General features: G+C 66.0%; 20 protein-coding genes and 2 pseudogenes. 15 read left to right on the top strand and 7 right to left on the bottom strand.

What is annotated here, in order from left to right; all coding sequences use genetic code 11:
* The first annotated feature begins 4 nt into the window (after positions 1-4).
* Genes nosZ through ACFQ2S_RS19685 form a run of 7 tightly spaced genes read left to right on the top strand, consistent with a single transcriptional unit; the run spans position 5 to position 6601 of the window.
* On the top strand, positions 5-1897 hold the full coding sequence (gene nosZ / locus ACFQ2S_RS19655; protein ID WP_386077117.1) for a TAT-dependent nitrous-oxide reductase: 1893 nt from the start codon (positions 5-7) through the stop codon (positions 1895-1897).
* A gap of 14 nt (positions 1898-1911) precedes the next feature.
* Positions 1912-3168 (top strand): nitrous oxide reductase family maturation protein NosD, encoded by a 1257-nt coding sequence (locus tag ACFQ2S_RS19660; RefSeq protein WP_386077119.1) that lies wholly within the window; start codon positions 1912-1914, stop codon positions 3166-3168.
* Positions 3165-4076, top strand: coding sequence for an ABC transporter ATP-binding protein (locus ACFQ2S_RS19665; protein WP_386077121.1), 912 nt, complete (start codon positions 3165-3167; stop codon positions 4074-4076). The genes ACFQ2S_RS19660 and ACFQ2S_RS19665 overlap by 4 nt, the downstream gene beginning before the upstream one ends.
* Positions 4073-4900: an ABC transporter permease gene (locus tag ACFQ2S_RS19670; protein ID WP_386077122.1), complete on the top strand. Its 828-nt coding sequence runs from the start codon at positions 4073-4075 to the stop codon at positions 4898-4900. Before ACFQ2S_RS19665 ends, ACFQ2S_RS19670 begins: the two co-directional genes overlap by 4 nt.
* The gene (locus ACFQ2S_RS19675) at positions 4897-5427 is read left to right on the top strand and encodes a nitrous oxide reductase accessory protein NosL (RefSeq protein WP_386077124.1); all 531 of its coding nucleotides are present in this window, start codon (positions 4897-4899) and stop codon (positions 5425-5427) included. Before ACFQ2S_RS19670 ends, ACFQ2S_RS19675 begins: the two co-directional genes overlap by 4 nt.
* Positions 5427-6338 (top strand): FAD:protein FMN transferase, encoded by a 912-nt coding sequence (locus ACFQ2S_RS19680; RefSeq protein WP_386077126.1) that lies wholly within the window; start codon positions 5427-5429, stop codon positions 6336-6338. The genes ACFQ2S_RS19675 and ACFQ2S_RS19680 overlap by 1 nt, the downstream gene beginning before the upstream one ends.
* A gap of 50 nt (positions 6339-6388) precedes the next feature.
* Positions 6389-6601 carry a DUF1858 domain-containing protein gene (locus tag ACFQ2S_RS19685; RefSeq protein WP_386077128.1) on the top strand — a complete coding sequence of 71 codons (213 nt, stop codon included), beginning with the start codon at positions 6389-6391 and terminating at the stop codon, positions 6599-6601.
* Here ACFQ2S_RS19685 and ACFQ2S_RS19690 read toward each other — a convergent pair.
* Positions 6598-7290 (bottom strand): Crp/Fnr family transcriptional regulator, encoded by a 693-nt coding sequence (locus ACFQ2S_RS19690; protein WP_386077129.1) that lies wholly within the window; start codon positions 7288-7290, stop codon positions 6598-6600. The genes ACFQ2S_RS19685 and ACFQ2S_RS19690 overlap by 4 nt on opposite strands.
* 101 nt (positions 7291-7391) lie before the next feature.
* On the opposite strand from ACFQ2S_RS19690, the gene ACFQ2S_RS19695 reads away from it, so the two are divergent.
* Positions 7392-7820 carry a pseudoazurin gene (locus ACFQ2S_RS19695; RefSeq protein WP_386077130.1) on the top strand — a complete coding sequence of 143 codons (429 nt, stop codon included), beginning with the start codon at positions 7392-7394 and terminating at the stop codon, positions 7818-7820.
* A gap of 52 nt (positions 7821-7872) precedes the next feature.
* Entirely contained in the window at positions 7873-9093 is a 1221-nt protein-coding gene (locus ACFQ2S_RS19700) for an NnrS family protein (protein ID WP_386077132.1), read from the top strand.
* Positions 9094-9392: 299 nt separating this feature from the next.
* On the opposite strand, the gene ACFQ2S_RS19705 is transcribed toward ACFQ2S_RS19700, so the two are convergent.
* Complete coding sequence (locus ACFQ2S_RS19705; protein ID WP_386077134.1) at positions 9393-9656, bottom strand: hypothetical protein; 264 nt, start codon at positions 9654-9656, stop codon at positions 9393-9395.
* Here ACFQ2S_RS19705 and iolG point away from each other — a divergent pair.
* From iolG to iolB, 6 genes and pseudogenes are all read left to right on the top strand, one after another.
* On the top strand, positions 9655-10650 hold the full coding sequence (gene iolG / locus ACFQ2S_RS19710) for an inositol 2-dehydrogenase (protein WP_386077136.1): 996 nt from the start codon (positions 9655-9657) through the stop codon (positions 10648-10650). The two genes, ACFQ2S_RS19705 and iolG, sit on opposite strands and share 2 nt — an antisense overlap.
* A 137-nt stretch (positions 10651-10787) precedes the next feature.
* A pseudogene (locus ACFQ2S_RS19715) lies at positions 10788-10988 on the top strand (bifunctional 5-dehydro-2-deoxygluconokinase/5-dehydro-2-deoxyphosphogluconate aldolase); the annotation flags it as partial.
* 83 nt (positions 10989-11071) lie between these two features.
* A pseudogene (locus ACFQ2S_RS19720) lies at positions 11072-11506 on the top strand (hypothetical protein); the annotation flags it as partial.
* Between the two features lie 7 nt (positions 11507-11513).
* On the top strand, positions 11514-11978 hold the full coding sequence (locus tag ACFQ2S_RS19725) for a TIM barrel protein (protein ID WP_386077138.1): 465 nt from the start codon (positions 11514-11516) through the stop codon (positions 11976-11978).
* Between the two features lie 53 nt (positions 11979-12031).
* Positions 12032-13213 carry a phytanoyl-CoA dioxygenase family protein gene (locus ACFQ2S_RS19730; protein ID WP_386077139.1) on the top strand — a complete coding sequence of 394 codons (1182 nt, stop codon included), beginning with the start codon at positions 12032-12034 and terminating at the stop codon, positions 13211-13213.
* Positions 13214-13277: 64 nt separating this feature from the next.
* Positions 13278-14087 carry a 5-deoxy-glucuronate isomerase gene (gene iolB, locus ACFQ2S_RS19735; RefSeq protein WP_386077141.1) on the top strand — a complete coding sequence of 270 codons (810 nt, stop codon included), beginning with the start codon at positions 13278-13280 and terminating at the stop codon, positions 14085-14087.
* Positions 14088-14425: 338 nt separating this feature from the next.
* On the opposite strand, the gene ACFQ2S_RS19740 is transcribed toward iolB, so the two are convergent.
* Genes ACFQ2S_RS19740 through ACFQ2S_RS19760 form a run of 5 tightly spaced genes read right to left on the bottom strand, consistent with a single transcriptional unit; the run spans position 14426 to position 21379 of the window.
* Positions 14426-16321 carry a bifunctional sugar phosphate isomerase/epimerase/4-hydroxyphenylpyruvate dioxygenase family protein gene (locus ACFQ2S_RS19740; RefSeq protein WP_386077143.1) on the bottom strand — a complete coding sequence of 632 codons (1896 nt, stop codon included), beginning with the start codon at positions 16319-16321 and terminating at the stop codon, positions 14426-14428.
* Between the two features lie 56 nt (positions 16322-16377).
* The gene (locus ACFQ2S_RS19745; RefSeq protein WP_386077145.1) at positions 16378-18174 is read right to left on the bottom strand and encodes a thiamine pyrophosphate-binding protein; all 1797 of its coding nucleotides are present in this window, start codon (positions 18172-18174) and stop codon (positions 16378-16380) included.
* Positions 18174-19580, bottom strand: a complete 1407-nt coding sequence (locus tag ACFQ2S_RS19750) for an aldehyde dehydrogenase family protein (RefSeq protein ID WP_386077147.1) — start codon at positions 19578-19580, stop codon at positions 18174-18176. The genes ACFQ2S_RS19745 and ACFQ2S_RS19750 overlap by 1 nt, the downstream gene beginning before the upstream one ends.
* Positions 19581-19610: 30 nt before the next feature.
* The gene (locus tag ACFQ2S_RS19755) at positions 19611-20450 is read right to left on the bottom strand and encodes a sugar phosphate isomerase/epimerase family protein (RefSeq protein WP_386077148.1); all 840 of its coding nucleotides are present in this window, start codon (positions 20448-20450) and stop codon (positions 19611-19613) included.
* The gene (locus ACFQ2S_RS19760; protein WP_386077150.1) at positions 20447-21379 is read right to left on the bottom strand and encodes a hydroxymethylglutaryl-CoA lyase; all 933 of its coding nucleotides are present in this window, start codon (positions 21377-21379) and stop codon (positions 20447-20449) included. The genes ACFQ2S_RS19755 and ACFQ2S_RS19760 overlap by 4 nt, the downstream gene beginning before the upstream one ends.
* Positions 21380-21436: the final 57 nt, after the last annotated feature.

Consider the following 21436-nt stretch of genomic DNA (forward strand, 5'->3'; position numbering starts at 1 on the left):
TCCAATGAGTGACACGCAAAACGGCATGACGCGCCGGGGACTTTTCAAGGGATCGGCGGGCGTCGCGGCGCTGGCTTCAATTACCGGCGGCAGCCTCGGCCTTGTCAGCGCTCCGCGCGCTGCAGCCGCCGCAGGCTCGGTCGAGGTCGCGCCGGGCGAACTCGACAGCTACTACGGCTTCTGGTCGTCCGGCCAATCGGGCGAAGTGCGCATCATCGGCGTGCCCTCGATGCGGGAGCTGATGCGCATCCCCGTCTTCAACCGATGCTCCGCCACCGGATGGGGCTCGACTCTGGAAAGCCTCAAGATCCTCACCGAGGGCCTGATGCCCGAGACAAAGGAGTTCCTCGCCAAGAGCGGCAAGCTCACCTACGACAACGGCGACCTGCACCACCCGCACATGTCCTTCACCGATGGCACCTATGACGGGCGCTACCTGTTCGCCAACGACAAGGCCAACACCCGGGTCGCGCGCATCCGCTGCGACATCATGAAGACCGACAAGATCATCGAGATTCCCAACACGTCGGACATCCACGGCCTGCGCCCGCAGAAGTACCCGCGCACCGGCTATGTCTTCGCCAATGGCGAGCACCGGGTGCCGCTGCCCAACGACGGCGTGGTGCTGGACGATCCGAGCAAGTACGTCTCGATCTTCACCGCGATCGACGGCGACACGATGGAGATCGCCTGGCAGGTGATCGTCGACGGCAACCTCGACAATTGCGACGCCGACTACGACGGGCTCTACGCCTTCTCGACCTGCTATAATTCGGAAAACGGCGTCACCCTCGCCGACATGACCGCCAACGAGCAGGACTGGGTCGTCGTCTTCGACATCAAGGCAATCGAGGCCGGCGTCGTTGCAGGCGACTACAAGGAATACAACGGCGTCAAGGTGCTCGATGGCCGGAAAGCGGGCAAGTACACGCAGTATATTCCCGTCTCCAACTCGCCGCACGGCTGCAACATGGCGCCCGACAAGCGGCACCTGTGCATCAACGGCAAGCTCTCGCCCACGGTCACCGTCGTCGACGTGACGAAGCTGCCTGAGGTCTTTGCCGGCGCCGAGCCGCGCTCCGCCGTCGTGGCCGAACCGCAACTGGGCCTCGGCCCGCTCCACACCGCCTTTGACGGCAAGGGCAACGCCTTTACCACGCTCTTCCTCGACAGCCAGATGGTGAAGTGGAGCCTCGAGGACGCCGTGCGCGCCTTCAACGGCGAGGACGTGGACCCGATCATCGAGAAGATCGACGTGCACTACCAGCCCGGCCATAACCACACCACCATGGGCGAGACGCTCGAGGCCGACGGCAAGTTCCTAATCTCGCTCAACAAGTTCTCGAAGGACCGGTTCCTGAACGTGGGCCCGCTGAAGCCCGAGAACGACCAGGTGATCGACATCTCCGGCGAGCGCATGGCGCTGGTGCACGATGGCCCGACCTTCGCCGAGCCGCACGACTGCATCCTGGTGCGTGCCGACGTGGTGAACCCGGCGTCGGTCTACGACCGGGGCGACCCGCTCTGGGAGGAGGCCCGCATTCAGGCCGAGAAGGACGGTGTGGACCTCGACTGGGGCGCCGACGTGATCCGCGACGGCAACAAGCTCCGGGTCTACATGCACTCCGTGGCGCCCGCGTTCAGCCTCGAGCAGTTCGAGGTCACCCAGGGCGACGAGGTCACGATCTACGTGACCAACATGGACGACGTGGACGACCTCACCCACGGCTTCACCCTCGGCAACCACGGCGTCGCGATGGAGGTCGGCCCGCAGGCCACCGCCTCGATCACCTTCAGAGCCGATCGTCCCGGCGTGCACTGGTACTACTGCCAGTGGTTCTGCCACGCGCTCCATATGGAGATGCGCGGTCGAATGCTGGTCAAGCCGGTCGCATAAGGGAGGACCCGACGATGCGCCTTCCGGTTCTTGCCCTGCTCCTGTCGACGATCCCGCTGGCTTGCCCGGCGGAGCGGATCGACGTGCATCCCGGGCCGGAGGCGCTGACCCGGGCCATCGCCAACGCCCGGCCCGGCGACGTGCTGGCCCTCTCCGAGGGCAGCTACGCCGGACCGGTCACCATCGACACATCCCTCACACTCACGGGACCCCTTGCCCGGATCGAAGGTCCGGGCGAGGGATCTGTTGTGACCGTAACTGCCCCGGACGTGACGATCTCCGGCCTCGCCATCACGGGCGCCGGAACGAAACTGAGCGACCTTGACAGCGGAATCCGCCTGCTCAAGGGCGCGGACCGCGCGGTGATCGAGCACGTCTCGCTCGAGGGAAACCTTATCGGCATCGACGTGCACGGCGCGAAGGGCGTCACCATCCGCGGCAACCGCATCGACGGGCGCAACGACCTGCGCGTCGCCGAGCGCGGCCCCGGCATCTACGTCTGGAATGCGCCGGGCCTGACGGTGGAGGACAACGTCATCTCCAAGGGCCGCGACGGGGTGTTCATCACCACCTCCAACGAGGCCATCTATCGCCGCAACCGGTTCAGCGAGCTGCGCTTCGCCTTCCACTCGATGTACGCCAACCGGATCGAGGTGACCGACAATATCAGCCGCGGCAACGACATGGGCTTCGCCTTCATGTACTCCACCCGGCTGACGGTCGAACGGAACCTCTCCGAGGGCGACGCCAACCATGGCTTCTTCATGAACTTCGCCAACAAGGCAGAGTTGCGCCACAACGAGGTGCGGGACGGCGGCGAGAAGTGCCTGTTCATCTACAATTCCAACCACAACCTGTTCGAGGCCAACCGCTTCCAGGGCTGCGGGATCGGCGTACACTTCACTGCTGGCAGCCAGGGCAACGTGCTGACCGGAAATGCCTTTGTCGGCAACCGGACACAGGTGAAATACGTCGGCACCCGCTGGCTTGAATGGTCGGACGGGACACGCGGCAATTACTGGTCCGACCATGTCGCCTTCGACGTGAACGGCGATCGCCTGGCCGACAGCCCCTACCGCCCCAACGACAGCATCGACCGGCTGGTCTGGTCGCAACCGGCCGCCAAGCTGCTGATGGGCGCGCCTGCCATGCAGCTCATCCGCTGGTCTCAATCCCGCTTTCCGGGGCTGCTGCCCGGCGGCGTGATCGACAGTCATCCGCTCGTCTCGCCGGTCGGCGCGGGCGTTCCTGCACAGGAGACAAGGCCGTGACAGACACCATTCTCGACATCCGGAATCTCTCGCTGTCATTCGGCCGCCTAAGGGCGCTCGACGCGGTCTGCCTGCAGGTGCAGGCCGGCGAGAGGCTGGCTCTGCTCGGTCATAACGGGGCCGGGAAATCCACGCTCTTCAAGGCGGTGCTCGGGTTTCTCGCGCCAGACGCCGGCTCCATCGCTATCGCGGGCCACGTGCCGGCAACAGACGCCGCTCGGATCGCTATCAATTATCTCCCCGAAGTGGTCGCCTTCCCGCGCAGCCTGACGGGCCGCGAGGTGCTGGCCTATTTCTCCGGCCTTCGCAGCACCCCGAAGGCCGGCGTCGCCGATCTGCTGGAGCGCGTCGGTCTGAGCGACGCCGCCGACCGCGCCGTGGGCACCTATTCCAAGGGGATGCGGCAACGGCTGGGGCTTGCCCAGGCCCTGATCGGCGCGCCGCGCCTGCTGTTGCTGGACGAACCGACGAGCGGGCTCGACCCGGTGTCCCGGCACGAGTTCTACGCGGTGATCGCCGAGGCGGCTGCGCGCGGCTCGGCGGTCCTGCTGTCGTCACACGGGCTGGAAGAAATCCAGACCCGCACCGACCGTGTGGCGATCCTCGCGCGTGGCGCGCTCAGGGCCGACGGCACGCTAGAAGAACTCGCCCGCCGGGCCGCGTTGCCGACGACCATCCGCGTGACCGCCCTCCCGGGCGAGGCCGACCGGCTGCAGACCGAGTTCGGCGGCCGGAGGATCAATGGCTGCCGGCTGGAGATCGACTGCACCGCCGAGGCAAAGCTGGCCCTGCTGGCCCGCATCGGCACCCGCAGCGACGTGCTGCAGGACATCGACGTGGCCGTCCCCGGGCTTGACGACATCTATCGCCACCACTCCAACCAGTCCGACGAGGAGGCCAGCGCATGAGTACCCGCATCGGCACCGTCTTCGCGCAGGAATTGCGCCTCGCCCGCCGCAACCTATGGGTCGCGCTGGCGACCGTTGTCCTGGCGCTCTTCGCCCTCGCGCTCGCCTTCTTCGCAGCGGGCCAGGGCGCGGCACTGGACGCCGATGTGCTCAGCCTCACCTCGGCCAGCCTCGCGACACTCTCGGTCTACCTGATCCCCTTGATCGCGCTGCTGATGTCCTACGATTCCTTTGCGGGCGAGATCGAGCGCGGCGCGCTCGCATTAACCTTCGCCACGCCGGTCCGCCGGTCGGAGGTCTTTGTCGCGAAGTTCCTCGCGCAATGTGCGGCGGTGGGGCTTTCGATCGTTCTGGCCTATTCCATCGCCGGGCTGGCAGTCCTGCCGCTTCTCGGCGCGGGGCCGGAAGGAATCGCCGCCTGGCTCCGCCTGATTGGCTCCTCCGTGGCGCTCGGGGCCGTCTTCGTGGCCGTCGGGCTCATGTTGTCGGCCTTCTCCGGGCGCACCGCCCGTGCCGCCGCGCTGGCCATCGGCACATGGCTCTTGCTGGTCGTGCTCTACGATCTCGCCCTGCTCGGCGGCATCATGGCGGCCGGCGAAGGCCCCTTCGCCTCGCATGTTTTCCCCTGGCTGGTGATCGCCAACCCCGCCGACGCCTTCCGCCTCTACAACCTTGCCTCGCTCGAAACCGCGCCGGTGGCCGGGATCGACGGGCTGGCCCGCACCCTGCCCTTCCCGCCGGTCGCCGCGCTCGGCGCGTTGGCGCTCTGGCTCGGGGCCATGGTCGGGCTCGGCATCTTCCGTACGAAAAGGATCGTCCCATGACACGGCTCGCACTGTCCCTTGCGCTCGCCCTTGCACTCGCCGGCTGCAAGGAGGAAACCGCCGGGATCCCCTCTCCCACCGAGATGACCGACGAGGCGCTCGGCCACTATTGCCAGATGTTCGTGGCCGACCACCCGGGGCCCAAGGCGCAGATCCACCTCAAGGGCTACGACGCTCCACTCTGGTTCAGCCAAGTCACCGATGCGGTCGCTTATATCAGCGACGCGGAACGGGACGGCGAGATCGCGGCGATCTACCTCTCCGACATGGGACGTGCCGAGAGCTGGGCCATCCCCGGCACCGGAAACTGGCTGGAGGCAGGCGCGGCGCACCTTGTGATCGAGAGCAGCCGGCTCGGCGGCATGGGGTTACCCGAGGCGATCCCATTTGGAGAGGAAAGCGCCGCACGCGCCTTCGCCGCCGAGAATGGCGGACGGATCGTCGCCTTTTCCGAGATCCCGGCAGCCTATGCCCACCCGGACATGGAGACGATGACCGCCAGCGACATGCACGCGGGGATGCACTGATGGCGCCGCGTTTTTCCAGACGACGCTTCCTCGCCGTGGCCGCAGCCGCCTGCACCGCCGCACAAGTCCGCGCCGAGGCTCCGCTCGCAACCTGGCGCGGCCCGGCCCTTGGGACACTGGCAGAGGTGCGTCTTGCGGGGCTGGACGATGCGGAGGCCGCGCCGATCCTCGCCAAAGTCGAGGCCGAGCTTGCCCGCATCGACCGGCTGTTTTCGCTCTACCGAGAGGACAGCGCGCTGGTGCACCTGAACCGTGACGGCGTCCTGCCCGACCCCGAGCCCGATTTCCTGCACCTGCTGTCGCTGGCGCGCACCGTGCATCTCGCGACCGAAGGCGCATTTGACCCGACCGTGCAACCGCTCTTCGCGCTGCATGCCGAACATGCCGCCGCCGGGCGGAGCGTCGATCCGGAACTCTTAAGCGACGCTCGCAGCCGCGTCGGTTTCGAGCGCGTCCAGTTCGATGGCCAGTCGGTGTACTTCGAGCGCCCCGGCATGGCGATGACCCTGAACGGGATCGCGCAGGGCTATGCCACCGACCGGCTCACCGACCTGCTCCAGCAGGCCGGGCTACAAGATATCATGGTGAACGCCGGGGAGATCCGCGCGATTGGTTCCGAGCAGGGCGCGCGAGGCTGGCCGGTGCGGCTGCCCGGCGGGCGGCTCTGCCGGCTCGAGAACCGGGCGGTGGCCACGTCCGATCTGCTCGGCACACTCGTCGATCCGGCACGCGGCGTCGGACACATCTTTGCCCCGTCGCAGGGAACGCGCCCGTTGCGTCAAGGGCCCGTCACGGCGTTTCATGAAAGCGCGGCGGTAGCAGATGCCGCCTCGACCGCTGCCGTCGTCCTTGACGACCGGCAACTCGCCCTGCTCGGCCCGCTCGGCGTGCACCTGCAGCCCTCGGGGTGACTTCGTGGTACCGGACGAGGGCAGCCATCCCGATTCCCAAGGAGGAGGCCATGAGCCGCCCGGATCCGCATGACCCCGACCTGCCCCTGTCCGCGCTCTTCGCGGAATGGCCGGACCTGGCCCCGCTGTTCTGGGAGCGGAACATGCTCTGCCCGGGATGCCCCATCGCCCCGTTTCACACGTTGACTGATGCCTGTGAAGTCTACGGGATCGACGAAGCCGACGTCCGGGCTATCGTCATGCAGGTCTTGCCGCGCGACTAGCCCTTCGGACGTGACAACAGCATCAGAGCATGCGGGTCGGTGACGACGATATGCTTGCGGCTGGACCGCACGATACCGTCTTTTTCCCAAGCCGAAAGAAGCCGCGAGACCGTGTGAAGCGTCGTGCCAGTCATGTCGGAGATGTTGTGACGTGTCACGGGAAAGCCGATCTCGATGCCCACCTCCGACTTCTGCCCGCTCTGGTTGGCCATCCGCAGCAGAACCGCCGCCACCCGCTGCTCCACGGCCTGCGTCGCCATCTCGGTCAGCGTCGTCTGGATCTCCCCCAGCCGCTGGCCGAGCGTCTTGTAGCTTTCCGTCGCGAAGCCTTCGTACTGCGCGATGTAGCTCTCCCACAACCGCGTGGGCCAGGAGAGCGCGATCGATTCCGCCGCGGCCACCGCCGTCGCCGGATAGGTTGAACGTTGCAGCGCCTTCGCGATCCCGAAAAGCTGACCGGGCGAGATGTGCAGCACGATGATCTGCTCACCATCCGGCGTCGTACGGATCACGCGCAGGTACCCGTCGAGCAGCAGGTAGAACCGCTCCGCCTCATGCCCTTCCCGGAAGATGGTCGCACCTTCCTCGTACCGCCGCGACGTGGCGTCGTCGAGGATTTGCCGGATCTGGTCCCGGTCGAGCCGGGAAAAGGGCGGCAACCCGGTCAGCAGGCTGGTGTCGAGTTTCAAGGATTCCGTCCGGAAGTTTGAGCAAACGCAAAGTTCGCCGGCCGCTTCTAACGCAAAAGCCGGGCCAACGGAAAGCCACGACTGGATGGAAAGGATTCCCGATGATGAAACCGCTGATGCTGGCCGCCCTTCTTGCTGTCATCGCAGGTATCGCTGCCGCCGAGACCCACGAGGTGCAGATGCTCAACAAGGGCGAGGCCGGCAGCATGGTGTTCGTGCCCGCCTATGTGAAGGCTGCGCCCGGCGATGTGGTCCGCTTTGTCTCTGTGGATGCCGGGCACAACGTGGAAAGCATCGAAGGCATGCTTCCCGAGGGTGTCGAGGCGTTCAAGACCAAACCCTCCGAGGACTTCGAACTGACGGTCGCCGCAGAGGGTCTCTACGGCATCAAGTGCACGCCGCATTACGGCATGGGAATGGTCGCTCTTGTTCAGGTCGGCGATGCCGTGAATCTCGAGGCCGCGACCGCGGTGAAGCAGCGTGGCAAGTCCCGCCAGCGCATGGCGGATCTTCTGGCAAGGGTGGAATGAACGCAACCCGGCCCGCAGGACCAAGACACGCCCCTCAAGATCGGAGGCCAGATTGACCATTCGTTCGGACTACCGCGGGCCGGCCCTGTTTTCCGGAGGCTTCCGCCCGTTCTTCCTCGCCGCAATGTTGTTCGCAATCGGCGTCATCCCCGCCTGGTATCTCGCCTGGCGTGGCGAGATCGCGCTGGGAGGGCCGTTTCCCGCGGTCGACTGGCACATCCACGAGATGATCTTTGGCTACGGCGCCGCCGTGGTCGCCGGCTTCCTGTTCACCGCGGTGCCCAACTGGACCGGCAGGTTGCCTACCCGAGGCTGGCCCCTCGCAGGGCTGCTCGCGCTCTGGGTCGCGGGTCGGCTGGCGCTGGCCGGGGCCTTCCCGCTCCCGCCGACCGGCGTGCTCGCCATCGACCAGGCCTTCCTTCTGGCAGTCGTCGCGATGATCGCCCGCGAAATCGTCGCCGGAAAGAACTGGCGAAACCTCAAGGTGCTGGTTCCGGTGACGCTCCTCTGGGCCGCCAACCTGGCATTCCATGCCGAAGTGCAACTCGAGGGAACCTGCGACCTGTCGCGCCGCGCGGGAACCGCCCTGCTGATCTTTCTCATCATGCTGATCGGCGGCCGCATCGTGCCAAGCTTCACCCGCAACTGGCTCGCCAAGGCGGGTGCCCAGCGCATGCCCGTACCCTTCAACCGGTTCGACGGGCTCTGCATCGGTGCGGGCACAATTGCGCTCGTGGTCTGGTGTGTCTTGCCCGACACCCCGTTGGCCGGGTTCGCGGCGGCCGCCGCCGCGGGACTTCACCTGGGCCGCCTGGCCCGGTGGCGTGGCATGGCGAGCTGGAGATCACCGCTGCTCCTGATGCTGCACGCCGCTTACCTGATGATCCCCCTTGGGTTTGTCAGCGTGGCCGCTGCCGCCGCAGGTCTGGCCGGTCCCGACGTCCCATCCCATCTGTTCGGAATAGGCGCGATCGGCGGCATGACCGTCGCCGTGATGATGCGAGCGAGCCTTGGCCATACCGGGCGGAACCTGGTCGCCGGCCCTTGGTTGACCGCATCTTTCGTGCTGGTGCTGCTCGCAGCTCTTGCCCGGCTGGCCGGCTACGAGCCTCTTCTGAAAGGCATCGACGGCATCTCTTTGGCGGCCGTTTTCTGGACGGTGGCTTTCGCTCTACTGGCAACGCGTCTTGCGCCATGGCTGCTGACCGACAAGGCAGCCGCGCGCGCGCCCAACGCCCGGGTTCGGACTACCGCAATCAATCGGCAAATCTGACCGCCGTCAGAGTTTCCGGGACAGGACGGGCGACTTCGTAACGAGAGTTCCGGTTCACCTTCAGTTTGAAAATCCTGCGGCCGCGTTCTTCTCGTGCAAGCGACGTTTCCGGATGGTCCGTTGCGCGACCTCCGACCTGGTGAACAGGATCATTGCGCTGCGAGCGCGGTACACTTCGGCGGGCGTCTAACTGCCAAGGCTCTCACTCTAGCGCCGGTTCTTGTAAACATGGAGGAAGTCGTCGATCTGCCGTATAGAATGCGCCGGGAACGAAGTGGTTCTCCCGCAGGAATCGGTTTTCATCGCCCGATACCTTGGTTCAATCTTCCATTGGGTCTGAGTGCACTTACGTCAAGCTGCAGCGCTTTCTCGTCCGAAAGATACAATTCCCCGACAGGCTCGCCGGAGAGATGAACTTGCCGATGATCCCACGGGCGTCGGATGATATAGGCTATGCCGGTCCGGTCAGCATGGAAGCCGATGCCAGGAATGACCCGGAAGATGCCCTCGCGGCCTTCCGTGCTGCCTTCACGCTGTAACACCAACTGAAAGAACAATGACATGTTGAAAGTGGGTCTTCTTGGTGCCGGCCGCATCGCCGGCGTTCACGCCACCGCCATTTCCTCCCATCCCGGCAGCACCCTGGCCGCCGTTTCGGACTTCCACCCGGAGAACGCCGAGAAGCTGGCCTCGCAATACGGCTCGGTCGCCCGCACGACAGAGGAGATCATCGCCGATGACAGCATCGATGCGGTGCTGATTGCGACCTCGACCGACACGCATTCCGTTCTGATCGAGGCGGCGACGCAGGCCGGCAAGGCGGTGCTCTGCGAGAAGCCGGTGGACCTGAGCCTCGAGCGTGCGCGAGCATGCCAGAAGGTGACCGCGACGACCGGCAAGCCAGTGATGATCGGCTTCAACCGCCGGTTCGATCCCAATTTCGGGACAATGAAGGCGGCGCTGATAGCCGGCGAGATCGGCAAGCCGGAACTGCTGTCGATCACCTCCTTCGACCCGGCGCCGCCGCCGGTAGCCTATGTCAAGGTATCCGGCGGGCTGTTCCGGGACATGATGATCCACGATTTCGACATGGCCAATTTCATGATGGGCGAGCCGCCGGTGTGGATCATGGCGGCCGGGTCGTCGATCGTGGATCCCGAGATCGGCGCTGCGGGCGACGTCGACACCGCCGTGGTGACGATGACTTATGCCGATGGTCGGATCGCGGTGATCAAGAACTCCCGCCGCGCCGTCTACGGCTATGACCAGCGGGTCGAGCTGCTCGGGTCCGAGGGGCTTCTGCAGGCTCAGAACATGCTGGAGAACACCGTGGTCAAATCCACCACCGCGGGCGTGACAGGCGCAAAGCCCACCTATTTCTTCCTCGAGCGCTACATGCCGTCCTATGCCGCCGAATGGGCAGCCTTCATGGAGGCGATCAACGGTGGCAGCGCGGTTCCGGTGACGCTCGAAGACGGCATCGCGGCGCTGGCCATGGCCGAGGCCGCTACCCGCTCGCACAAGACGGGTGCGCCCGTGCAACTGGCCGACGTCTGATATGCAGACCGTGGCGGGGGCCTGCAAACCCCTCGCCATGGCGCGGCCACATGGCCGGTCTTCTATCGCGAGAACTGCGCCGACATTGTGGTGACGGTAGACGACATCGATCGGGCGTTCATCCGGCGCGCGCGGGCGGCTCCTGCGACGGTTTCATGTCCGGCCTGCTCAAGGGCTGGCTCGACGGCGAGGCCTGACCGATGGTGCTGAAATATGCCAAAGCCTGCGGCGCCTTTGCGGTCAGCCGCCAAGGCTGCACGCCGACCCAACCGAGCGGGGAGAAGCTCCAGTTCATTTTGGAACGCGGGATTCGGTGGACAGACTTGCGCCATCAGGCCGTCAGATGCCCCTGTTTCCGCCATCCTGATCACGATGCGGACATGTCGGCCGCGCAGGAGTCGACGGTTCTGCGCCGGTTCAGCGAGGCTTCGCCGTCGGCCGCAGGATCTTTGGTAATGCGGCGCGAAATTGGATGGCGGGCAACATCTCCAACGGCGAGGCCGTGGCCGAGACGGAGGATGCCGGGCGCATCGGCCACGAGAGCGGCAAACCCGGCCGCCGGATGCCCGCCGAAACCGAGGGGCTGCGCGCCTATCTCGACCGTTACGGCGTCGCGCTCTGCGGCGGCTGGTGCTCGGGCAACCTGATGCGGGCGTCTGTGGCCGAGGAGAAGGAGGCGATCCGCCAGCAGGTCGAGCAATTCGCAGCGCTCCAGGCCCACTGCTTTGTCTATGCTGAATACGCCAATACCGTGCAGGGCGAGACCGGCACCCCTCAGCCAGCGCCCGAAACCTGGCCGGGACGCGGTGCTGGCCTGGGCGGCGAAGCACTCGGAACTGGCCAAATGGTCGGCTGATCAGGGCGTGGTTCTGAGCTATCATTACCACATGTACAGCATGATCGAAGATGCCGAGGAGATCGACTGGCTGATGGATGGCCGCGACCCGGCGCTGACGCTGGTCTATGATACCGGACACCTGCATTTCGCCGGGACGGACCCCCTGTCGGTGCTCGACAAGTGGAGCGAGCGCATCCACCACATCCATTTCAAGGACGTGCGCCAGCCGGTCATGGACCGCATCCGCGCCGAGGATCGCAGTCTTCTCTATGCCGTGGCGGGCGGGGCCCTTACCGAGCCCGGCGCCCCAGAAGGCTGCATCGACTTCCAGGCGGTCACCGACCGGCGCAAGGCGGTGAACTACGCGGGCAGGATCGTCATCGAGGCGGAGCGGGACCCGGGCATCGCGCCGCCGTTCGGCTACTCGACGACGAGCTACGAGCGTATCATCTCGAACCGCGGAAGGTCAGGGTTGCAGATTGTAAGCTGATTTCACCGGTCCCGTCCGGGGCCAGACCACGAACCATGGCAATGGAGGTTTTCATGGTGGATCGTCCTCTTGGATTTATCGGGTACTTCGGTCGCGAGTCCTGCGATCTTGATGAGTTCAAGGTGCTGACCTCCCAGAACCTCCGGACCGACGTGGTGCCCCATGCCGCGGCGGTCGAAAAGAACGTGCCGATCTACGACATGGGCCAGTTGGCCCCGGCGTTCGAGGACCCGGAGAAACGCCATGCCCTGCTGGCGGAATGGGCGTGGGTGCTGCGATACTCGGCTGGCGTCATCGCGCTGAAAGGCGCCCATGCCGACACTGCGCCGATCGACCGCGCTTCGGACGTGTTCCGACAGATCATCTCGGACGAGAAGGCGTCCAACGCCGGCAAGGGTGATCACTTTGCCGCCTCGGGGGCCAACGACCGCATCTGGAACTCGTTGCAGAAGCACTGCCTGCGCGATCCGGAGGGGTTTGCGCTCTACTTCGGCAACACTGCCATCGCGGCGGCGGCAGAGGCCTGGCTCGGACCGAACTACCAGATGACCGCGCAGGTCAACCAGGTGCGGCCAGGCGGCAAGGCGCAGCAGGCGCACCGCGACTATCACCTCGGGTTCCAGAGCGCCGAAAGCGCCGCGCGCTACCCGGCACATGCACACGAGGTCACCGCGACGCTGACCCTGCAGGGCGCGGTGGCCCATTGCGACATGCCGATCGAGAGCGGGCCGACCAAGCTCCTGCCATTCTCGCAGCTTTACGGCCCGGGTTACCTCGCCTTCCACGAGGCGGATCACGCGGCCTGGTTCGAGGAAGCCTGTATCCAGCTTCCGCTCTCCAAGGGCGACGCGGTGTTCTTCAACCCGGCGCTGTTCCACGCCGCGGGCGAGAACCGCAGCGCCGACATCGAACGGATGGTCAACCTGCTCCAGGTGTCCTCCGCCTTCGGCCGCGCGATGGAAAGCGTCGACCGCGCAGCCATGTCGACGGCCCTGCTGCCGGTGCTTATCTCGCTCAAAGAGGCGGGCCGGCTCTCGGACGGCGAGGTGCAGGCCGCGATCGCCGCGACGGCGGAGGGCTACCCCTTCCCGACCAACCTCGACACCGACCCGCCCATCGGAGGCAACGCACCGGTGAGCCAGGCCGAGCTGCTGGCACAGGCCGTTGCCGAGGGAAGCACCGCCGAGGCCTTTGCCGGCGTGCTGGCCGCCCAGAAAACCCGACAGGCCGCGTGACGCGGCGGGTCGCAACTCCAGCTCCGGCCGGCCATTCTGGCCGGTCGGAATGAAAGGACATCAGATGCCCGATCTCCTCAGAAAACCGTTTGGGTCCCGTGGCAAGGTGCACCAGATCACGCCCGATAGCGCCGGCTGGCGCTATGTCGGCTTCTCGCTCTACCGCCTGAAGGCCGGCGACACGGCGCGCGAGGCGACCAGGGAGCGCGAGGTCATCCTGGTGATGGTCGAGGGCAAGGCCCGGATACGCGGTGCGGGGCAGGACTGGGGCACCCTCGGAGAGCGGATGAACGTCTTCGAGAAGACCCCGCCGCATTGCCTCTACCTGCCCAACGGCACCGATTGGGAGGCCGAGGCGGAAACCGACTGCGTGCTCGCGGTCTGTTCCGCGCCGGGCATGGGCGGCCACGACGCGCGGCGGATCGGCCCGGACGGCATCACCCTGACCGAGCGCGGCAAGGGAACGAACACCCGGTACATCAACAACATAGCGATGGAGAAGGAGGACTTTGCCGACAGCCTGCTGGTGACGGAGGTCTTTACCCCGGCCGGCCACTGGTCGTCCTACCCGAGCCACCGCCACGACGAGGATGATTTCCCCCGGATCACCTATCTGGAGGAAACCTACTACCATCGCCTGAACCCGGCCGATGGTTTTGGCATCCAGCGTGTCTATACCGACGACGGTCAGCTCGATGAAACCATGGCAGTGTCTGACGGTGACGTCGTGCTCGTGCCGCGCGGCCACCACCCCTGCGGCGCGCCCTATGGCTTCGAGATGTACTACCTCAACGTGATGGCGGGCCCGCTGCGGAAATGGCGTTTCGTCCCCGCGCCGCAGGTCGAGTGGATCATGGAGCGCGACGCGACGTGAGGCGACGCCGGGACAAATCTCGGCGAATGGCGCCCTGAAGGCATTTTACTGCCGCCAAGCTATTCCTGGCCAAATCTGACTCCACCAAGTCTTCGATCTGTCGGGCATCAACAATGCCGCGCAAACTGGACGGCGGAAGGAGTCGAGGTTCAGCAAAACCCACGCCTGAAACGAAAGACCTCCGGCAACCGAAACCGCCCGCTTTTATCAGTTTCTGCGTGGCCAGCCTGTCGGCGAGCCTGTCTCCACCAAGGCAAAGCAGACCTTGGCGCTTGCCTTGATCGAGCAAGCCGGCTCCGTCTTGGCCGCTGCAGCCTCACGCTGCTCGGCGCCCCGTCCTACCTGCGGGGCACGCCCGCCGGTCTGGAAAGCCGTTTCAGGGCCGCAGTGCGGTAGGGCGCATTGGGGGCGCCGTAGCCGTCGTAGCCGCCGCGACGCTCGATGATCTCGAAGAAGAACCCGTCGCCATAGGGGCGCGAGTAGAGTTGGAAATACGACCCGCCCGCGCCGTCCTCGTCGTAAAGGATGTTGGCCGCCCTGAGCGCGGCCACGACGTCGCTCGTTAACCCGAAGCGAGATTCGATTTCGCCGTAGTAATTCGTCGGAATTGGCAGACTCTCAAAGCCGTTCGCGGCGAGCTTTTCGGCGGTCGCGAAGATGTCCGAGGTCGCGAAGGCAAGGTGCTGGACCGAGGAGCCGAAACTGTCGGAGACGAAGCGGCCGGCAAAGGTCCGGTGGGTATCCACCCCGTTCAGCGTGATGCGGATCGCTCCGTCGGCACTTTGCAACGCCCGCGAATGCACGATCCCGCCCGGGTCGGCCACGTCCACTTCGGGCGCCTTCTCGATCTCGAAGATCGAGGTGTAGAACAGCGCCCAAGTCAGCATTTCCTCGTGCTTCATCACCTGCGCCACGTGATCTATGCGGGTCAGCCCGGTTGGGCTGGCGGCCGCATCCGGCTCCACCGGCCTGAATTCCATCTCCCAAACCTGGCCGAGTTCCGAGGAGCGGTCGAGGAAGTGCAGGACGGAGCCGCCGACCCCGCGCACCGCTGGAATGTCCAGCTCTCCAGCCCCGAGCGGCTGGGCAAAGAGGTTCGCCCCGAGCGCACGGGCGCGCTCGGCGGTGGCGCCGGCGTCTTCCACCATCAGGCCGACGTCGCAGACACTCGTGCCATGCATGACATAGGACGAGTGAGCGAAGCCCTCCTGCTCGGTGTTGATGACAATGTTGATGCTGCCCTGCCGCCAGAGCGAGACGGATTTCGCTATATGCCGGGCGACGCGCTTGAAGCCCAGCGTGTGTAGCATCTGGCCCAGCATCTCGGCCTCGGCGTCGCTCGCAGAGAACTCGACAAACTCGACGCCAAGAACGCGCCCTTTCGGCGGCATGTCGGGCACCGGGATCCGCGTTGCGGGCTCAATGCGCTTGAGCTGGTCGGCGAGGTAGATCAGCGAGCGGTGTCCGTCGAGCGCCGCGATTCGGGCGCTGCTGCCGCGGAGCTGGTCGTTGAGGATCTCGAGGCTGAACGGGCCGTCGTAGCCGGTGACGGAGACCGCGCGGAGAAACTCCAGCACCGGCAGGTCGCCCTCGCCCGGCATCACGCGGAAATGCCGCGACATGTATTCCAGGTCCATCGCGATCATCGGCGCGTCGGAGAGCTGGACATGGAAGATGCGGTCGCCGGGGATCGCGCGGATGCCAGCGGGGTCGACCTTCTTGGCCAGGGTGTGGAAGGAGTCGAGGATCAGGCCAACGGCGGGATGATCCGCCCGGCGAACCACCTCCCAGGCGTCGCGATAATCCGAGACGAAGCGCGCCCAGGAGCGCGCCTCGTAGCCGATCCGCAGCCCCCGAGCGGCCGCGCGTTCGCCCAACTCGGCGAAATCGGCGGCAAACCGGTCGACACCGCCCAGGCAATCGGCATGGGTGCTGGAACTGACCAGTAGCAGATCGGTGCCCAGTTCTTCCATCAGGTCGAACCGGCGCTCGATCCGATCGAAGGCCTTGGCGCGAAGCGGCTCCGGCAGTCCCTCGAAATCGCGTACCGGCTGGAACAGGTCGATCTTCAGCCCGTGGTCGCGGACCATCTCGCCAATCTCGGTGGGCGAGCCGCTGTAGGCGATGAAATCCTGCTCGAATATCTCGATGCCGTCGAAACCGGCCCCTGCGATGGCGGTCAGCTTGTCGCGCAGGTCGCCGGCGATCGAAACGGTGGCAATGGAGGTCTTCATCGCTTCTCCCTTTCTGAGAGCAGGCGACGCGCGTGTCCGCCGCCACCCGTCATGTGTCAATCGGTCGACACGTGGCCAGCATTGCCATCCGGCGAGTAGATGTCGAGGATGTTCCAGTGACCCGACGTCGGCGTCGGGTTGTTGATCATCGCGACGTCGATCACCGTCGGCCGGCCGCTAGCAATCGCCGCCTCGAGCGCCGGCCTGAACGCCGCTGCCGAGGTCACGCGCACCCCGTCGCAGCCGTAGGCGCGCGCGATCGTGGCGTAGTCCGGCGTCTGCTCCTCGGGCGCGGCAGCCCGCGGGAAGGTTGTGCCGTGGGTGAGGCCGTAGTTCGCCTTCTGCAGCCCGGCGATCGTGCCGTAGGCGTTGTTGTTCATGATGATCCAGACGACCGGCGCGTTCTCCGCCGCCGCCGTGGCCAGCATCGCCGGGTTCTGCCCGAAGCCGCCGTCCCCGACGAGGCTGATCACCACCCGGTCGGGCGCCGCGATCTTGGCGCCGATGGCCGCCGGCGGGCCGAAGCCCATGGTGGCGAAGCCGCCGGGGATCAGGATCGAGCCGGGCTCGTAGATGTCGAATTGCTGGGCGACGCCGTTCTTGTTCCAGCCCACGTCCGAAGTCAGGATCGCGTCGCGCGGCATCGCCGCCCTCAGGTCGGCCAGGATGCGCTCCGGCATCATCGGGAAGGCGTCGGAGCGTTGCATCTCGACGTTCTTCTCGGCAAAGGCGGCGCGCTCGGCGGCGATCCGCTCCGCCAGCCCGGGCGCCTTGCGACCTTCGGGCAGCATCTCGCGCGCCACCCGGTTCAGAACCTTCAAAGCGGCTTTCAGGTCCGCTACCACGCCGATCTCGGTCGGGTAGTTGCGGCCGATCTCCTGCGGCTCGATGTCGATGTGGATGAGCTTCGAGCCGTCCTCGCCGATGTTGAAGGTGTATTCGGGATACCAAGACGAGCAGTCGGCCTCCTTGAAGCGGGTGCCGAGTCCGAGGATCCAGTCCGCCGCCAACGTCTGCTCGTTGGTGAATTTCATGCCCCAGAAACCGGTCATGCCGAGCACTAGCGGGTGATCGTCCGGCAGGACGCCCTTGCCCATCAGCGAATGGGCCACCGGGATCTGCATGTGGTCGACGAAGTCCCGCAACTCGTCGTAGGCCCGAGCGAGGGCCACGCCGCCGCCAACATAAAGCAGCGGCGACGTGGCGGCGGCGAGCCAGGAGACGATCTTGCGCGCGGTCTCCTGGTCGATCGACGGCTTGGTGAGGGCCTTCGTATTGCCCCTCAGCCTGTCCCAGAGCGCCACGTCGATCTCTGCGGAAAACATGTCCATCGGCACGTTCACCAGAACCGGGCCGGGCTGGCCGCTCTCGGCCAGCAGAAACGCCTTCTCGAGGATCTCGGGCAGCAGTTCGGGCGTGTCGACCCGCCAGGCCCGCTTCACGAACGGCCGGTAGATCTCGTACTGGCTGGCGTCGGCATGCAGGTTCACCTCCTGGTGGGGGTGCTTGCCGTAGTAGTAGCTCGGGATGTCCCCGGCGATCACCACCATCGGGATGCAGTCGAGTGCGGCGTTGGCGACGCCGGTCGCAGCGTTCGTCAGCCCCGGAGAGAGGTGCGACAGCAGCACCGAGGCCTTGCCCGTCACCCGCGCGTAGCCGTCGGCGGCGTGGGCCGCGATCTGCTCGTGGCGGACGTTGATGAAGCGGATCTTCGAATTGGCCAGCGACGAGAGCACCGCGATGTTGGTGTGCCCGCAGAGGCCGAAGATATGCTCGACGCCGCGCCCCTCGAGGTAGCGCACGATCTGGTTGGACATCAGGTCCTTGCCGGGGGCGATGTTGTCCTTCGCCATCACATGACCTCCGTGTTGTAGAACTCGCCGAAGAGTTCCTCGTCCGAAGGGCGATCCATCGGGATCGGGCGCGCCACCCACGTGACGTTCATGTAGTGCTTGAGCGACACGTTCTCGTTGGTGATATTGCCGCCCCAGATGCCGCAGCCGAGCGAAGAGGTCATCGGCATCCCATTCTCGAAGCTGCCGGCATTGGCCTTGGATTGCGGCTGGCGCACCATCACCCGCGAGACCGGCGCATTGGTCGCGTGGCGCAGTATGCGGTCCTCGTCGAAGCTGTAAATGCCGCAGGAATGACCCTTGCCGCCGACCTCGAAGATCGCCCGAACCTTGGCAAGCGCCTCGTCGAAGTCCCTGAACCGGTAGAGCGCCATGACCACGCAGAGCTTCTCCGAAGAGAACCGGTGCTCCGGGCCGATCTCGTCCTGCTCGACCATGATGAACTTGCGGTCCTGCGGGATCTCGAAACCGGCAATCGCGGCGATGGTCTGGGCGGAGACGGCGACGGTGTTGATCGTCCGCCGGCCCTCGTCGTCCCAGAGCGCCTTTTCGAGCAGCGCCTTTTCCGCGGCGTCGCAGAGGTAGCCGCCCTCGGCCACCAGCGCATCGCGCATCTGGTCGTAGACCTGGTCGGCGATCAGCAGGTTGCCGTCGGCCGAGCAGCCGGAGCCGAAATCCGAGGTCTTGGAGATCCGCGAGTTCATGGCCGCCTCGGCGATGTCGGCGGTCTCGTCGATCACCATGGTCGAGTTGCCCGCGCCGACGCCGTAGGCCGGCTTGCCGGAGCTGTAGGCGGCCTTGACCATCGGCTTGCCGCCTGTGGCGAGCGTCAGGTCACACTGCTCCATCAGGTATTGGGTCATCGGGATCGACGGCTTCTCGACGCACTGGAACATGTCCGCGGGCGCGCCGAGCTTCTTCAGCGTCTCGCGCATCACCCGCACCATCTCGAAGGTGGTCGCCTTGGCGCGCGGGTGCGGCGAGAAGATCACTGCGTCCTTGCACTTGATCGCGTAGATGCCGGTGACCGGCGGCGTGAGTTCTGGATTCGTCGTCGGTATCAGCGAGGCGATGACGCCGGCCGGCTTGGCGATCTTGGTCAGGCCCTTGTCGGGATCCTCCTCGATCACGCCGACAGATTTCTCCCGAAGCGCGTCACGCAACACGCCGAGCACCTTGAAGCGTTTGCCGGCCCGCCCGGCGCGGTCGCCGATTCCGCTCTCGTCCACGCCCATCTGGGCGATCCGCACGAAAGTCTTTTCATTGCCGCAGTTCCAGCCGAGCGCGCGGGCGAGCCGGTCCACCTGCTCCTGGTCGTAGTCCTCGATCTCCTCCATCGCCTTGCGGGCGCGGGCAAGCATCTCGTCGACGGTTGCGACCTCTTCGGGCGTGATGTCTCGTGCCATGTCGTTTCCTCCTGGTGTCCTGGTCCGGCCTCAGGCCGGCTGTCGCGTGCTGCGCCGCTGACCGCCTTCAAAGACGGCGTGCGCCGCCTTAAGGCAGTTCCGGGCGTGTTGTTCGGGGCCGAACTCCGCCATCCGCGCCGCGTGCGGCAGCTCGATGGAGAGCGGCAGGTCGGGGAAAAGGTAGTTGACCGACCAGAAGTCGATGGCGCCTTCCCCCGGATAGAGCCGGGCATCGCGGGCGATGTGGATCATGTCCTCCTTGGTGAAGGCGAGATCCTCCGCATCGCAGATGTGCAGGAAATTGATCCACTCCGGCGGCACCCTCTCCAGCGCAAGCAGCGGCGCCTTGTTGAAGTGCATGTAGAGCGTGTCGACCAGCACGCCCTGGTTGTGCCGGCCGGTCCGTTCGAGGATCTCGACCACCTCTTCCAGCGTCGTCAGCCGCGAAAAAGCCGGGAACTCGAGGTTGACCGTCAGGCCGAAGGGCGCGGCGAGGTCGCAGATCTCGGCGAAGGTGTCGACGATATAGCGCTGGTCGTTGCGCACGTCGGTCCAGGCCGAGCAGATGACGTGGCGCGCGCCAAGCTCTCCGCCCGCCTCGAAGGCCGGCAGGAACTGCTTCGGGTCGAGCCCGCGCACGATCTTCATCAGTTCGATGTCGAAGCACCGCAGCCCTGTTTCCGCGAGCGCCTGTTTCGTCTCGCGCAGGATCTGCGGCGAGGTCGGGTCGATGTCCGGCTCGCCGGCCACGCCGAGGTGGAAGAGCCGGTAGCTGACGCAATCGTAGCCCGCCCTGGCGGCGATATATGTCTGCTCCGGCGGCGTGACGCCTGGCACGGTCAGGTAGGAGAGGGAATATTCGTGGCTCATGGCATTTCCTTTTCCGTCCGCTCCCAGGGTGGCGGCGGCACGTGGCTGATGCGGGCCGGCAGGGCGCGCTCGAGCAGCGCCTCCGCCACCGCCACCGGCGCGCGCAGCGCCTTCCAGTCGATCCCGGTCGCAAGCCCCATCTGTTCGCAGGCAAAGGCGGCATCCTCGGTCGCGATGTTGCCGGTCGCCTTCGGGATGAACGGGCAGCCGCCCAGCCCGCCAAGCGCGGCGTCGAAGATCCGCACGCCCGCCTGCAACCCGGCCACCATGTTGGCAATGCCGAGGCCGCGCGTGTCGTGAAGGTGCAGCGACAGGCCGACGTCCGGCCCGATCGCGTCGCGCAGGCGCGTGCAAAGCTCGAACACCTGACGCGGGTTGGCGAGGCCGGCGGTGTCGGCGATGTTGATTTCCTGAACGCCGAGCGCCGCGAAGTCGCGCGCGATCTCCAGCACCCGGGCCGGGTCCACCCTGCCCTCGAAGCCGCAACCGAGCGCCGACTGGATGCCCGCCCGCACCGCGACACCCTCGGCCAGCGCCGTCTCTATTGTCGGAACGATCGCCGCGCGGGCCTCGTTCACGCCGCGGTTGGTGTTCTTCCGCGAATGGGTCTCGGACGCGGAGACGGAGATCGAGAGGTGCCGCACGCCCACTGCCAGCGCCCGGTCGAGCCCTGCCCTGTTGAGCACCAGCGCGGTATGGACGACGCCCGGCTTCGGAACGATCCGCCCGAACAACTCGTCGGTGTCGGCCATCTGCGGCACCCATTTCGGATGCACGAAGGAGCCGACCTGGATCCGCCGCAAGCCGGCTGCTTCCAGCATCTCCAGGAAACGCAGCTTTTCGTCGACCGAGAAGACGCGAGTCTCGTTCTGCAACCCGTCGCGCAGGAACTCGTCCTCGATCAGCACGTCTCCGGAAAAGCCGTACACCTCATCCTCCCTCGGCGCGCGATGCGCCGTGCCTGTTCAGGGAAGATCCTAACGGCG

The organism is Tropicimonas aquimaris (assembly GCF_042676185.1).
In the GTDB taxonomy this organism is placed as follows: Bacteria; Pseudomonadota; Alphaproteobacteria; order Rhodobacterales; family Rhodobacteraceae; genus Tropicimonas; species Tropicimonas aquimaris.